The following is a 14,251-nucleotide window of genomic DNA, read 5'->3' as shown; positions in this document are numbered from 1 at the left end:
AATTGGTGAATATTTAGGCAGTTGAACCCGAATAATGCCTAAGTCACTAAAATATAAACAAAACTGGCCTACACTAGGTCGTTATAGAGTTGATGGAAAATAACAATAAGGAAAGAAAGATGGCAATTCAACGGCTAGAAATGAGCCAGCTGTATCATGCTGCGGAGCTGGAAATGCTACCGAGTAAGTCTACAAAAGAGCTGGCACCCATTGACGAAATCGTCGGTCAAGAACGTGCTCAAAAGGCAGTAGAGTTCGCTATGTCCATTAAGGAGAAGGGCTACAACATCTATGCTATTGGTCAGAATGGCCTTGGTAAGCGAACAATGATTTTGCGTTATCTCAACCGTCACCAGCACGATGCGAAAGCACTTTATGACTGGTGTTATGTCGCAAATTTTGAAGATATCAGGACACCGAAGGTACTAGCACTCCCATGTGGAATCGGTAGCCAACTTAAACAAGACATCGAGAAATTGATGTCAAAACTGGTCAACGCCATTCCTCTGGCATTCGACAATGAGCTCTACTACAGCCGAGCCGATAAGCTTAAAAACCAACTGGCGCAAAAGCAGGAAGCAGAGTTAGCCGTCATCACCAAAGAAGCAAAAACCAAAGGCATCAGTCTTACTATTACTACTCAGGGTGACTACCAGTTTGTCGCAATGAATGGTGAGGAGATGCACACTGAAGAGTCTTTTGAGGAGCTGACTAAGAAAGAGCAAGAGTATTTTGGCTCTACCATTGATGAACTTGAAATCAAGTTGAGAGATATGGTTCGTCAGTTGACGGAGTGGGAAGAAGCGTACAGTGAAAAAATTAAGAAACTGAATGACGATGTAACATTGGATGTCATCACTCACTTTATCAAACAGCTGAAAAAGGACTACTCCGGCTACGCAGAAATCAAAACTTATCTAACAGAACTTCAGCAAGATATTGTTGAAAACGCTGACATCTTTTTAGAGCAAAGTGCAGAGCAAGGAGAGGTTGCCACAGCGTCCTTAGATAAGAAACTTCCACGTCGTTACAAAGTTAACGTTCTTGTAAGCCGCAAAGATGATGAGTTTCCTATTGTGGTTGAAGAGAACCCGAACTATCACAGCTTGTTTGGTTACATTGAAACAGCCACCTTTAAAGGTACTGTGTTTACGGATTTCTCATTGATTCGCCCAGGTAGTCTGCATAAAGCTAATGGTGGCGTATTATTGATGGACGCTCAAAAAGTACTGGAACAACCTTATGTTTGGGATGGGTTGAAACGTGCGCTGCGAGCTCGCAAACTAAGCTTTACCTCGCTGGAGAAAGAAGTCACGTTAACAGGTGCAGTATCGCTTGACCCTGAAGCCATCCCATTGGACGTTAAGATTATCCTATTTGGTGATTACCGCACCTATCAACTACTTCAACATTACGATCCGGAGTTTAGCGAACTGTTCCGCGTAACGGCTGACTTCGAAGATGAAATGACACGTAGCCCGCAGTCTGAACTGCAATATGCGCGTTTTATTTCCAGTGTCGTCAACGACAACAATATGCTCCATTGTGATAAGAAGGCCATCGCTCGGATTATCGAGCATAGCTCCCGATTGTCAGGCGACCAGACCAAGCTTTCATTGCACTCAGCTAACATTGCTAACCTGATCCGAGAATCAAACTACGTTGCTCGTCAGGCTAACTCGAATATGATTCGTTCTAGCCATGTTGAAGAGGCGCTATCCAATCAGGAGATGCGAGTAAGTCGTCTCAAAGACAGTGTGATGGAAGGTTTCATCAACGGAACCACCCTGATTCAAACTGAAGGAGAAGCCATCGGTCAGGTTAACGCGCTATCTGTTTTGAGCACCAGTGAGTACATGTTTGGTGCACCAAACCGTATTACAGCGACGACTTGTTATGGTGGCGGTGAAGTGATCGACATCGAGCGTAGTGTTGACTTAGGTGGTAGCATTCACTCAAAAGGTGTCATGATATTAACCGCTTACCTCTCTTCAGTATTTGGTAAAACGGCCAAAGTGCCTTTAACAACCACCATCACGTTTGAGCAGTCCTACGGTGGTGTTGATGGTGATAGCGCAAGTATGGCGGAGTTCTGTGCGGTAGTGTCGGCCTTTTCTAAACAAGCTAACCGTCAAGATATTGCAATTACAGGCTCAATGAATCAGTTTGGTGAAGCACAGCCTATCGGTGGTGTTAACGAGAAAATTGAAGGCTTCTTCGATGTGTGTACGATTAAAGGTCGCAGTGAAAATCAAGGCGTGATCATACCAAGAGCCAACATGCACAACCTTATGCTACGCCCTGATGTTGTAAAGGCGGTTGAACGAGGCGAGTTTCAAATCTGGGCGATTGACCATGTGACTGAAGCCATTGAGTTATTCATGGGTAAACCTGCGGGTGAGCCAAGTGATGAGGGCAGTTACCCAATTGATACGGTATTTGGTATTGCTCAAGCCAAGCTCAATGCATTAAGGAAATAACCAAAAAGGGCTTTCAGATGAAAGCCCTTTTTAATGTTATAGCTCTACCAGTTCATTACCAGAGGTTTGGCTTTTCCCGAAGGCGTCAATATTGCCTAGGGTGGTGTCAGCTATGTTGCCGAGAGCTTCATCAGTCAGGAAAGCCTGGTGACCAGTGAAGAGAACATTGTGACAGGCAGACAAGCGACGGAAGACATCATCGACAATGACGTCATTAGACTTATCTCGGAAAAAGAGCTCTTTCTCATTTTCATAGACATCCAGCCCAAGAGCGCCGATTCGCCTTGTTTTTAAGGCTTCAATGGCAGCGGCAGCATCCAACAATCCGCCACGGCTTGTGTTGATGAGCATGACGCCATCTTTCATCTTACTGAAGGCTTTTTTATCTAGGAGGTGGTAGTTTTCTTCAGACATCGGACAGTGCAGCGTGATGATGTCACTTTTTTCGAATAATTCTTCTTTTGAGCAGTAGCTTGCTCCCAGCTCGATGGCTAGAGGGTTCTCAAATGGGTCAAAGCAAAGGATGTTCATGCCTAGACCTTTGAGAATGCGCATAGTGGCGATGCCGATCTTACCTGTGCCGATAACACCCACGGTCTTACCGTGAAAGTTAAAGCCAACTAAACCGTCTAATGAGAAGTTTGCATCTCTGGTACGCTGATAAGCTTTATGAAAACGGCGATTTAGGCTCATCATTAAGCCAACAGTGTGCTCTGCGACGGATTCTGGTGAGTAAGCGGGAACACGAACCACCTGAAGACCAAGGCGCTTAGCCGCGTCTAAATCAACGCGATCAAAACCAGCACAACGCATTGCAATCAGTCTTACGCCTTGTTCTGCAAGTGCCTCTAGCACGGGTGCAGATAAGTCGTCATTAACAAACGCACAAACCACCTGGCAGTCATGGGCCATTTTGGCGGTCTTTTTGGTTAACTGGAATTCATGGAAATGCAGTTCAAATCCATACTCTTTATTTACTTTAGCGAAGGACGCTTCGTCATAAGACTTAGCACTAAACACAGCGACATCTAACATGGTAGGCCTCTCTCAAAATATTACGGGAGGAAATAGAACGGGCTCTATTGAACCGTGATTCAAGAAAAAATTAAACCACAAATTTGCTGTGGAAAATTAAACACTTATATTCCTCAATTATTTACAGTGATTTTTTTGTTATTAATAAAGTTCCTCGCAAAATTAGCTCAATTTTCATCTCAAGATCACTTTTTTACTGCTAAAGTGGTATTTATAAATTAAATAGCTCTTAGCTTATTAATCATCGACTTAAGTGGAGGTGAGGCTAAGGGCAGATGGAATTTTGTTCTCTGGCTAGGAAATATGGATATGATTAAACAAAAGCTTTCTGAAGTGTCCATAGCAGCACGAGCGTGGTCTATATTAGGCTTGTTTGCTATTGGTTTATTTGCGAATACTCTCCTCAACATTGCCCAGTCCCGCGAGCACATGCGTGAAAACTATGAGCGAGGTGTGTCAACTCTGGTCGAATCTGCATCAGGTGTTGCGAAACACTACTACCAGCTCTATCAATCGGGTCAAATCTCAGAAAGCGAAGCTCAAGGTAGAGCGCTACAAACCATTTCTGCAATGCGATTTGATGGTGACAACTATATATTTGTCGGTGATTCTGATGGTGTGCAGTTAGCCAGTGGTGTGTTGTCTTTACTTGGAAAAAATATCCTTGGTTTGAAAGACAGCGAAGGTAAGTTTTTTGTTCAGGAACTTTATCAGGTGGCCAGAAATGGTGGTGGCTTTGTTGACTACAGCTGGAAGAATCCAGATAGTGAGAAATTGGATCCTAAAACCAGTTATGCGTTAATGTTTCAGCCTTGGGGTTGGATGATTGGCTCTGGCATGAATATGGTCGCGCTTCAGGCTGACATGCACCGCTCTGAGGTTGCATCTGCGGGTTATGCCATTGGTATTCTTGCTGTTCTTTCTATCACGATCGGTTTTTTCATCAAAACAATCACATCTCCTATTAAGCGTACCGTGCGAGCTATGCAAACGTTATCTAAAGGTGAAGGTGATCTGACCCAAAGGCTTCCAGAAGAGGGCAGTAAAGAACTCGTGCTTCTCTCTCGCTACTTCAACCAATTTGTTGCTTCCGTGCAAGGAATCATGCTCAGCATCAGCGATGCGGGTAGCCAAGTCTCTAGTGCTGCTAATCAGCTTTCTAATTCTGTTCATCATATCGACGACAGCCTTAACCAACAGCAAAGCGATGTGGATATGCTCGCGACGGCAATGACCGAAATGCTAGCAACAGTTGAAGAAGTAGCTGCACGCACTGTCGAAGCAAATGACGCTAGTCGTTTAGCTGCTCAGGAAGCCAACCACAGCCACAAGATCATTGACAAAAACGTTCAAGAAGCCAATGAACTTGCGGAGCAAATACAGTCCGCTAGTCAGGTTGTTCAGAAGCTCGCATCAGATGCTCGTAACGTTGACACGGTTCTTGAAGTTATTCGCGGCGTTGCTGAACAGACCAATCTACTCGCTCTAAATGCAGCAATTGAAGCGGCAAGGGCAGGTGAACAAGGACGCGGCTTTGCGGTAGTTGCGGATGAAGTAAGAAGCCTCTCTCTTCGTACTCACGAGTCTACTTTAGAGATTCAGAACATTGTTGAGAAACTTCAGGTCGGCGCTGAAAACGTGGTGAAAGTCATGGACCAGGGCACAGCTAAAGCGACTAATGCATCAGAGCTCTCAAGTCAGGCCGGTGAGGCTCTGAACAAGATTAACAAAGAAGTTCACACCATTGAGGAAATGAACCAGCACATCGCTACTGCTGCAGAAGAGCAAACCGTGACGGTGAATGATATTAACCGCAATGTGGTGAGCCTGAGTGATATGGCATCTACGGTGTCTGGAGAGTCTAACCAGATGGCCAGTTCTAGCCAGGAGCTTGGCCGAGTTTCAGATGACCTAATGGCCATGATTAACCGTTTCAAACTGGCTTAGCTTGAGGCCTCGGGGTGATATGGTAGAATCGCGGCAAATTTTTTAATCGTGAACACTGAATGCGACACTTAAAAACTGCTATTCACCCTGATATCAGCCATCTTGATGACAAAACGGTCTTCCAACGTAACGCTGCAAGAGCGATTGTTGTCGATGGTGAAGATATTCTTTTGTTATACACCGAGCGTTATCATGATTACACCATACCCGGTGGTGGTATTGATGATGGCGAGGACATTATCGCAGGTATGGTACGGGAGCTTCAGGAAGAAACAGGTGCGCAAAACATTCACAATATCAAGCCATATGGTATCTACGAAGAGTTTCGCCCTTGGTACAAAGACGACGCTGATGTCATGCACATGCACTCTTATTGCTACACCTGTAAAGTCGATCGTGAGTTAGGTGAAACTGCGTACGAAGATTATGAAATGAAAAATGGCATGAAGGCCGTATGGATGAACATCCATCAAGCGATTGCCCACAATGAAAAGACTATTGCAGAGAGCCCGAAGAAAGGCATGAGTATTGAGCGCGAGACGTTTTTGCTACATATGATTGCTAAAGAAATGCTCTAAAATAAAGCCCGTACCTTACGGGCTTTATCCTTTTATCAATTGGATCAAATTATCTTTGCTATCAAAATGGACGCTGTATTCATGGCTATGGTTGATGAGTGAACGTGCTCTCGCCAGTTCCATGTGCTCATGAGCTAGACCTAACAACTCATCACAGTCAATGTCACTATCTGATGAATAACTCGCTCCGCCAATTTGCAAGGTAATCGGTAATTCTGACGAGCCGTCTACGGCAGAAATGAGGCGTTCACAGATTGCTTTCCCGTCCCTGTTCGTGGTGTCTTCCAAGACGAAATAGAAGTTGCTGCGCGAACCCCTGGCAATCATATCAGATTGACGAATGAGTTCTTGCGCAGTGAATGCAAAGCTCTGCAATAAGGTATCACCAGCTTCGTATCCCAAACGACGGTTTATCGCGCCTAAGCCTTCCAAATGAATGTCTAACACCAGAGCACTGGTATTGTGTCGCTTACAGCGCACCAGCATTTTTTCTAGTTCATTGGGAAAGGTGTTGTGATTGTAGAGATCGGTTAAAGGATCTCTTATTTCCATTAGGGAGGCGTAACGACGAGAGTCTTCTATCGATTTGGTGTGTAAAAACTGAAGTAAAATAGATAAATCCAGCTGCAAGCGGCGCTCAAGTGAGTTGGAGCTCTCTAGGAAACAGCAGTGGCTCGCTAAATTGTCGATGATACATCGATGCAATACATGACTCACAATGGAGTAATATTCATGCACCTCTTCATATTTGGAAATACTAAGGATGTGTTCGGCGAGCCCCTCAATATACCTATCTTCTAATTCTTGAGTCAGCAGTATATCGAGGTAAGCATCCAAGGATTGGTGAATATGGAAGTGGCCAAGTATTTGGCTAACCACATCAGAGTGTTCAAAATGCTGAAGGAGTTGAGTGTAGACCGCCGTTTTAATCTCTTCTCGGCATTCTTTGGTGAGCTCACTTTGCCATGCCTGACTATCGCCATATGACAAGGAAAGCGCTTCCAGACGCTGGTGTAGTTCAAACGGTCCAAACTTAAATAGATCACTAATCTGTGGCATAGGCACATCCTTGACGTGAACTCTTCGATAGGTTTTTAGCGAACACCTATACTTATTCAAGTAATTGAATTATTAATGTTAATTAATAGTATAGTAATAAAAGAATAGCGAATTCAGCTGAGGACACAGGGAATGACCAAAATGCGCAACGTTCTATTAGGTGCCGTGATCGCGAGCATTAGCTCGATCGGTTACGCCAAAGTTATCGAAACGACCAGTTTAGTCGGTTTTGGTGAGGCTAAATACCCAAACAACTTTACTCACTTTGATTACGTAAACCCTGATGCCCCCAAATTTGGCAAAATTACTTATGGCCGAGTCGGGACGTACGATAACTTTAACCGATTTGCCTCCAGAGGTGTCGCCGCTGCCGCAACAGGGGAGTTGTATGACACACTCATGTTTTCCCCTAGTGATGAAATCGATGCCTACTACCCTCTGATCGCAGAGAGAGTGAGATATTCGGACGACTACACCTGGCTTGAAATGGACATCAATCCTAAGGCACGTTTTCACGATGGAGAACCAATTACCGCGCACGATGTGGCTTTCACGTTCGATAAATTCATGACAGAAGGTGTGCCGCAGTATCGCGTTTACTACAAAGATATTAAGTCGGTAACAGCCAAGGACGATCTGACGGTCCGCATTGAAATGGCAACACCTAATCGCGAAAAGATGTTCAGCTTTGCTCAATCTACCCGTGTGTTGCCGGAACACTTTTGGAAAGACAAGAAATTTTCAGAACCTCTTTCTACGCCCCCTGTTGGCAGCTCAGCTTACAAAATTGCCGATTATAAATCTGGTCAGAGTGTCACTTATTCGCTAGTAGATGACTATTGGGCGAAAGATCTGCCGGTAAACGTCGGTCGTAATAATTTCAAGGAAGTGCAATACGACTACTACCGGGATGACACTGTAATGCTGGAAGCTTTCAAAGCAGGTGAATTTGATTTTCGTTTGGAAACCTCGGCGAAGTTCTGGGCAAATTCATATACGGGTGTGAACTTTGATAAAGGTTACATCACCAAACAGGAAATCCCTCATCAAAAACCAGAAAACACACAAGCTTTTGTATTCAACACGCAAAGTGAAGTATTTAAAGATGCCAGAGTCCGTGAGGCGCTGACCTATGCGATGGACTTCGAGTGGATGAACAAGAATATGTTCTACGGTCAGTACACTCGCACACGCAGTTACTTCCAGAATACCGACTATGAAGCGAAGGGCGTACCGAGCGCTCAGGAGTTGAAGGTTTTAGAGCCGTTTAAAGACAAGATTCCACCTCGTGTGTTTACAGAAGAGTTTCAGCCTCCGGTTACCGATGGTTCGGGGCGTATTCGTGCTCAGATGCGCACAGCGTTTAAGCTGCTAAAAGAAGCAGGTTGGGAGCTGAAAAACAAAGTACTCACCAATACCAAAACAGGCGAGCCGTTTAGCTTTGAGCTATTGATCTATAGCCCGACTGCGGAGCGTATTGCGATTCCAGTACAGAAAAATATGAAGCGTATGGGCATCGATATGAAGATCCGCTCAGTTGATACCACACAGTACATTAAGCGACTTCGTGATCGTGACTTTGACATGGTCTCTTCAGCCTACTCCGCGAACCCATATCCAAGCCCGAACTTAATGATTGTCTGGAACTCCAACTACATTGACTCGACCTACAACAGGGCGGGCGTTATTGACCCAGTCGTTGATAGTCTGACGATGGAAATCTCCAAGAAACAGCAAGACCCAGATGCACTACTTTCTTTAGGACGTGCTCTCGACCGCGTGTTGCAGTGGAACTTTTACATCATTCCACAATGGCACGTGAGTGAATATCGTGTAGCGATGTGGGACAAATTTGAGCGTCCGGAAAACATGCCTAGATATGACTTAGGTATTGATACTTGGTGGATATCAAAGGATAAAGCCGCCAAGTTACCTGAAAAACGACGTTAACAGAGGGATAGATGGCAGCCTACATATTTCGTCGCTTACTTTTGGTGATCCCCACATTGTGGGCGATCATCACCATCAACTTCTTCATTATTCAGATTGCACCGGGAGGGCCGGTTGAGCAGGCTATTGCGCAGCTAGAAGGGCATAGCTCTGGCATTATGGAACGTTTTGCTGGGGGCGGCAGTGAAGTTGACCTCGATGTAGGGAGTGATGCTAACTCGACTGGCTATAAAGGCTCACGAGGCCTAGACCCGGAAGTGGTTGAAGAGATAAAAAAGCAGTTTGGTTTTGATAAGCCTCTGCATGTGCGTTACTTCGAAATGCTCAAAAACTACGCCACATTCAATTTTGGTGAAAGCCTTTTTAAAGGCGGCAATGTGATTGATTTGATTGTCGAGCGCTTACCCGTCTCTATTTCATTAGGTTTGTGGAGCACGCTGATCATTTACTTGATTTCCATTCCTTTGGGCATCATGAAGGCTATCCACCATGGCTCCCGGTTTGACGTTTGGTCGAGCGCTGTAGTGATCGTGGGCTATGCGATCCCCGGTTTCCTGTTCGCCATCATTCTGATTATCTTGTTTGCTAGTGGCAATTACTTTAGTTGGTTTCCGCTTCGGGGGCTGGTATCCAGCAACTTTGAGCAGCTCGTTTGGTATGAGCAAATCATCGATTATTTCTGGCATCTGACATTACCGATACTGGCGATGGTTATCGGTGGATTTGCAACATTGAGCATGCTGACGAAGAACTCTTTTCTCGATGAGATCAATAAACAATACGTTGTAACGGCGCGAGCGAAAGGTCTAGATGAAAGAAGTATTCTTTACAAGCACGTGTTTCGTAATGCGATGTTGATCATCATTGCTGGTTTCCCTGCTGCGTTCATCAGCATCTTTTTCACTGGCTCCATGCTGATTGAAGTAATGTTTTCACTTGAAGGGATTGGCTTACTCGGGTTTGAATCAACCATCCAACGAGATTATCCGGTCGTATTTAGTTCCCTGTACATTATGACCTTGCTCGGCCTAATTCTGAGCATAATCTCCGATTTAACATACACCTGGGTTGACCCAAGAATTGATTTTGAGGCGCGTTAATGCTGACGAAAAAAAGACGTAACCCGTTAAATGAAGCGCGCTGGCTGAGGTTTCGAGCAAACAAACGTGGCTACTGGTCACTGTGGATTTTCATGACTCTATTCGTGCTTAGTTTGTTTGCGGAATTGATAGCTAACGATAAGCCATTGCTAGTGGAGTATGAAGGTGTGTGGTATTACCCGATCACGACTCAATATGCGGAAACTGAGTTTGGTGGGGAGTTTGAGACCGAAGCGGATTACACCGATCCATATGTCATTGAGCTGATTGAAGAGAAAGGATACATCATCTGGCCTTTGATTCGTTTTAGCTATGACACTATCAATTACAACATCTCTGGTTCGGTGCCCTCTGCGCCCGACAACGTTAACCTACTTGGTACCGATGACAAAGGGCGGGATGTACTGGCACGAATTATCTATGGTTTCAGGATCTCTGTTCTGTTTGGTTTTGTGCTGACAATTATTTCCAGCGTGATTGGAGTGATTGTTGGGGCTACACAAGGCTACTACGGTGGCTGGCTTGATTTGTTAGGCCAGCGCTTCATTGAAGTCTGGTCAGGAATGCCGACGCTTTTCTTGTTGATTATTCTGTCTAGTTTCGTCGAACCCAATTTCTGGTGGCTACTTGGCATTATGGTTTTGTTTAGCTGGATGAGCTTAGTTGGGGTCGTCAGGGCAGAGTTTCTGCGTTGCCGTAACTTCGATTATGTTAGAGCAGCGCAGGCAATGGGCGTAAATGATAGCCGTATTATGAGACGCCATATGTTACCAAATGCGATGGTCGCCTCTTTGACTATGATGCCTTTCATTCTTTCTGGCTCCGTAACCACATTGACTTCTCTTGATTTTCTGGGCTTTGGTTTACCGGCTGGTTCACCTTCATTAGGTGAATTATTGGCCCAGGGGAAAGCTAATTTACAAGCACCATGGCTAGGTTTTTCAGCCTTCTTTGTATTGTCGGTAATGTTGACTCTGCTCGTGTTTGTTGGCGAAGCCGTTCGTGACGCCTTTGACCCTCACCATCAGGGGAGATAATCATGACCAAATCAGTATTAACAATTGACGGTCTATCGATAGGGTTTGGCCGCGGAAAAAATGTCGAACAAGTGACTCATCAGGTTTCGCTGTCTATCAACAAAGGCGAAACGCTTGCACTGGTTGGAGAGAGCGGCTCGGGCAAGTCTGTCACCGCTAATTCAGTGCTGAAGTTACTTCCTAAGGGCTCGTCCCATTATTTGGAGGGTAGCATTAATTTTGATGGCATCGACATGCTGAGCTGTTCGGAGAGGCAACTACGGGGTATTCGCGGTGGCCGAATCGGAATGATCTTTCAAGAGCCGATGGTTTCTCTTAACCCTTTGCACAAAGTTGGAAAGCAGTTGGTTGAAACGCTGTCCATTCATCGTGGTGTGCGACAGAAAAAAGCGGAGACCCTAGCGATTGAATGGCTAGGTAAAGTTGGGATCCGTAACCCGGATGTGAAGATTAATGCGTACCCTCATGAGTTGTCGGGCGGTGAAAGGCAGCGAGTGATGATAGCCATGGCCTTGATTAATGAGCCTGAGCTTCTGATTGCTGATGAGCCAACTACAGCATTGGATGTGTCTGTACAGGCGCAAATTTTGGATCTCTTGAAGGACCTTCAACAAGAACTGGGTATGGCAATGCTGTTTATTACCCATGACCTTAGTATTGTACGCCGTATCGCTGACCGAGTCGCAGTGATGCAGAATGGAGAGTTAGTCGAAGAAGCGGATTGTCGATCTCTCTTCTCGGAGCCTAAGCACCCGTACACGCAGAAACTCATTAACTCTGATCCTAGAGGCTTGCCTGTCGAAACTCCGGTTAATTCTAGCAGCTTGTTGTCAGTCGATAATCTTAGAGTCTGGTTCCCGATTACTGGGGGGCTGTTTAAGCGTGTCGTTTCTCATATTAAAGCCGTTACGGATATGAAATTTGACCTAAAGCGAGGGCATTCGATAGGGTTGGTTGGCGAAAGTGGCTCCGGTAAGTCGACTACGGGGATGGCCATCTTACGTCTTGTGCACTCCGAGGGTTCAATCTTTTACCAACAGCAGGAACTGCAAGGTTTGGATCGAAAACGCATGCTGCCGTATCGAAGTAAGATGCAGGTGGTGTTTCAAGATCCGTTTTCCGCGCTTAACCCGCGGATGTCTGTCGCACAGGTAATTGGGGAAGGGCTGCGTGTTCATCATGAATACGACGATGCTACTGTAGACAAGATGATCTGTGAGGTTATGGAGGAGGTAGATCTCGATCCTGAAACTCGTCATCGTTATCCAAATGAATTCTCTGGTGGGCAGCGTCAACGTATTGCGATAGCTAGAGCATTAATCCTTAAGCCTGAGTTTATTCTACTTGATGAGCCAACATCGTCATTGGATCGCACAGTTCAGGCTCAAGTCTTGGATTTGCTGAAATCGCTACAGGAAAAGTATCAGCTGGCATATTTGTTTATCAGCCATGACTTGAATGTCGTCAAATCGTTATGTCACTACACCATTGTCATGAAGCAAGGCGAGATTGTTGAGCAGGGCGAGACGGCTTTGTTATTTAAGCAACCAGAGCAGTCGTATACTAAAGAGTTGGTCGAGCTTTCGAGTTTTTAGACGCTAAGAAAGACAAAGGCTGCAAACAGCAGCCTTTGATTTTTTATATGCTTTTTAGTTTGTGAGCCCAGATCTTTTCAAACTCTTTGTTAATGTCGATTTCACTTAAATGTGCCACGTGAAAGTCGATAAGTTCTAGCTCAAAGGATGGTGTGGTGTAGACCGAACCATTATCAATCGCGTTGATCATGCGATCTGCAATAGCGGCTGGTCCAGCTTGTCTAAATACAACTAATTCTGCTTGTTTATTCAAGCGAATCTCACTGACTGCCGCCTCATATTCAGAATGTGTAAAGCCTACCGCTAACGCTGTTTTGATTTCTTGCTCAACGATCTGTTTTGTGGCTTGCTGCTCACCATCAGGAATCTTTGAAACCAGTACTTGAGATAACAGTTTCTGGTTAAACAAGATTTCATTCTTAACGGAAACGGTCGCCGAAGAATGGACATCAGCGAGCGCAGATTCAATTCGGTGCTCTAGGATCTGATTGGTAATCGTGGCGAGCAATAGGTCTTTTCGCATCAGTTTGCTATCGACGTCGTCCGACACATGAGCTAGTGCACTGAGTGAAACACTATGCTTTCCTTGAGTACCTGAAATTCCGTTGTTACCCATACTTAGAGCAGGCTGCTGAGTTTTTGTCAGAGGTGTTGGGTTATGCCATTGAGAGAATGCCTTTTGCACCTTGTTTTGCAGCGTACGAGCTTTGAAATCTCCCACGATAACCAAAGTCATGTTTGTTTGTACATAGTACTGAGAAAAGTAGTGCTCTAGATCTTCCAACTGCACTCGACTGGCTGATGTTTCGGTTACTGGTGAAGTACTTTTCCCAAGCTCAAGAGAGTCAAGTTGGTTCTGACTGACGACAGTTGGGTAATCGGTCAAATTTGCTGACTGTTTCCAAGCTTTTTGCACAAAACTCTGCTGTGAGAAGCTTGTCTCGATGAAGTCCAAAGCACCTTCTAATGAGTGTTGGCTGTCGTTTATTGTGCTCAGGCTGTAGACAGTTTGCTGGTAATCCGTCGTTGCTGACCACTTTGAATCACCAATTATTTGATTCGCGAGAACACGAGAGACTGGAAGGTACGAAGGCTCCTGAGCAACACCTGCTCCAACTCGAAGGCGTAACTCTAATGCTTGTTGTTTGTTAGGCGTAGCAACTAAAACCAAGCGGATACCATTTTCAAGAACCGATGTCTGAATATTACGAGGCATCGTAATATCGGTATGTTCGAACCAAAGAGGAGAGGTTGGTTTTGCGGTTACAGGTAACGCAGCGATAGCAGTAAAAAAAGCTGTCAACGTTATTGTTAAAGCGCGGTTATAGATAGACACAGCAAACTCCTGAAGAAGACTTAAGTGTTTCCCTGTTCATCAATCGACCTGCATATAGCTATTTAGAGGCGGTATTGAGCGAAAATCGTATCCGTGATTGAGAAAGGATGGCCTTTCCTCGCATTGCTGGTTTG

The 14,251-nt window shown here is 45.1% G+C and carries 10 protein-coding genes; 7 read left to right on the top strand and 3 right to left on the bottom strand.

The genetic code is table 11. The features are described 5' to 3' along the window. The first annotated feature begins 119 nt into the window (after positions 1-119). Positions 120-2,480 (top strand): ATP-binding protein, encoded by a 2,361-nt coding sequence (locus tag IX95_RS15535; RefSeq protein ID WP_038161621.1) that lies wholly within the window; start codon positions 120-122, stop codon positions 2,478-2,480. 36 nt (positions 2,481-2,516) lie between these two features. Here the strand turns inward: IX95_RS15535 and IX95_RS15530 are convergent, their stop codons facing one another. Beyond that, entirely contained in the window at positions 2,517-3,515 is a 999-nt protein-coding gene (locus tag IX95_RS15530; protein WP_038161619.1) for a 2-hydroxyacid dehydrogenase, read from the bottom strand. A gap of 309 nt (positions 3,516-3,824) precedes the next feature. Between IX95_RS15530 and IX95_RS15525 the strand changes: the two genes are divergently transcribed. Both IX95_RS15525 and IX95_RS15520 read left to right on the top strand, forming a co-directional pair. Then, positions 3,825-5,462 carry a methyl-accepting chemotaxis protein gene (locus IX95_RS15525; RefSeq protein ID WP_038161617.1) on the top strand — a complete coding sequence of 546 codons (1,638 nt, stop codon included), beginning with the start codon at positions 3,825-3,827 and terminating at the stop codon, positions 5,460-5,462. Between the two features lie 59 nt (positions 5,463-5,521). Next, on the top strand, positions 5,522-6,040 hold the full coding sequence (locus tag IX95_RS15520) for an NUDIX hydrolase (RefSeq protein WP_038161612.1): 519 nt from the start codon (positions 5,522-5,524) through the stop codon (positions 6,038-6,040). A 24-nt stretch (positions 6,041-6,064) separates the two neighbouring features. On the opposite strand, the gene IX95_RS15515 is transcribed toward IX95_RS15520, so the two are convergent. Next, positions 6,065-7,099 (bottom strand): GGDEF domain-containing protein, encoded by a 1,035-nt coding sequence (locus tag IX95_RS15515; protein WP_019274695.1) that lies wholly within the window; start codon positions 7,097-7,099, stop codon positions 6,065-6,067. Positions 7,100-7,240: 141 nt separating this feature from the next. Between IX95_RS15515 and IX95_RS15510 the strand changes: the two genes are divergently transcribed. Genes IX95_RS15510 through IX95_RS15495 form a run of 4 tightly spaced genes read left to right on the top strand, consistent with a single transcriptional unit; the run spans position 7,241 to position 12,781 of the window. Next, the gene (locus IX95_RS15510) at positions 7,241-9,049 is read left to right on the top strand and encodes an extracellular solute-binding protein (RefSeq protein ID WP_436411204.1); all 1,809 of its coding nucleotides are present in this window, start codon (positions 7,241-7,243) and stop codon (positions 9,047-9,049) included. An 11-nt stretch (positions 9,050-9,060) separates the two neighbouring features. Next, on the top strand, positions 9,061-10,149 hold the full coding sequence (locus IX95_RS15505; protein WP_019274693.1) for a microcin C ABC transporter permease YejB: 1,089 nt from the start codon (positions 9,061-9,063) through the stop codon (positions 10,147-10,149). Beyond that, on the top strand, positions 10,149-11,186 hold the full coding sequence (locus IX95_RS15500) for an ABC transporter permease (RefSeq protein ID WP_038161605.1): 1,038 nt from the start codon (positions 10,149-10,151) through the stop codon (positions 11,184-11,186). Before IX95_RS15505 ends, IX95_RS15500 begins: the two co-directional genes overlap by 1 nt. A 2-nt stretch (positions 11,187-11,188) precedes the next feature. Further along, positions 11,189-12,781, top strand: a complete 1,593-nt coding sequence (locus tag IX95_RS15495; protein ID WP_038161601.1) for an ABC transporter ATP-binding protein — start codon at positions 11,189-11,191, stop codon at positions 12,779-12,781. Between the two features lie 43 nt (positions 12,782-12,824). On the opposite strand, the gene IX95_RS15490 is transcribed toward IX95_RS15495, so the two are convergent. Next, positions 12,825-14,117, bottom strand: a complete 1,293-nt coding sequence (locus tag IX95_RS15490) for an insulinase family protein (RefSeq protein WP_038161598.1) — start codon at positions 14,115-14,117, stop codon at positions 12,825-12,827. Positions 14,118-14,251: the final 134 nt, after the last annotated feature.

The organism is Vibrio sp. B183, from assembly GCF_000740665.1.
GTDB classification, from domain to species: Bacteria; Pseudomonadota; Gammaproteobacteria; order Enterobacterales; family Vibrionaceae; genus Vibrio; species Vibrio coralliilyticus.
The sequence above is the reverse complement of the archived record's forward strand: the minus strand, read 5'-3'. Positions and strand labels throughout refer to the sequence as shown.

Coding starts and splice junctions, on each gene's coding strand:
- IX95_RS15530 (WP_038161619.1), bottom strand. CDS start 3,515: ATGTTAGATGTCGCTGTGTTTAGTGCTAAGTCTTATGACGAAGCGTCC.
- IX95_RS15520 (WP_038161612.1), top strand. CDS start 5,522: ATGCGACACTTAAAAACTGCTATTCACCCTGATATCAGCCATCTTGAT.
- IX95_RS15510 (WP_436411204.1), top strand. CDS start 7,241: ATGCGCAACGTTCTATTAGGTGCCGTGATCGCGAGCATTAGCTCGATC.
- IX95_RS15535 (WP_038161621.1), top strand. CDS start 120: ATGGCAATTCAACGGCTAGAAATGAGCCAGCTGTATCATGCTGCGGAG.
- IX95_RS15515 (WP_019274695.1), bottom strand. CDS start 7,099: ATGCCACAGATTAGTGATCTATTTAAGTTTGGACCGTTTGAACTACAC.
- IX95_RS15505 (WP_019274693.1), top strand. CDS start 9,061: ATGGCAGCCTACATATTTCGTCGCTTACTTTTGGTGATCCCCACATTG.
- IX95_RS15500 (WP_038161605.1), top strand. CDS start 10,149: ATGCTGACGAAAAAAAGACGTAACCCGTTAAATGAAGCGCGCTGGCTG.
- IX95_RS15525 (WP_038161617.1), top strand. CDS start 3,825: ATGATTAAACAAAAGCTTTCTGAAGTGTCCATAGCAGCACGAGCGTGG.
- IX95_RS15495 (WP_038161601.1), top strand. CDS start 11,189: ATGACCAAATCAGTATTAACAATTGACGGTCTATCGATAGGGTTTGGC.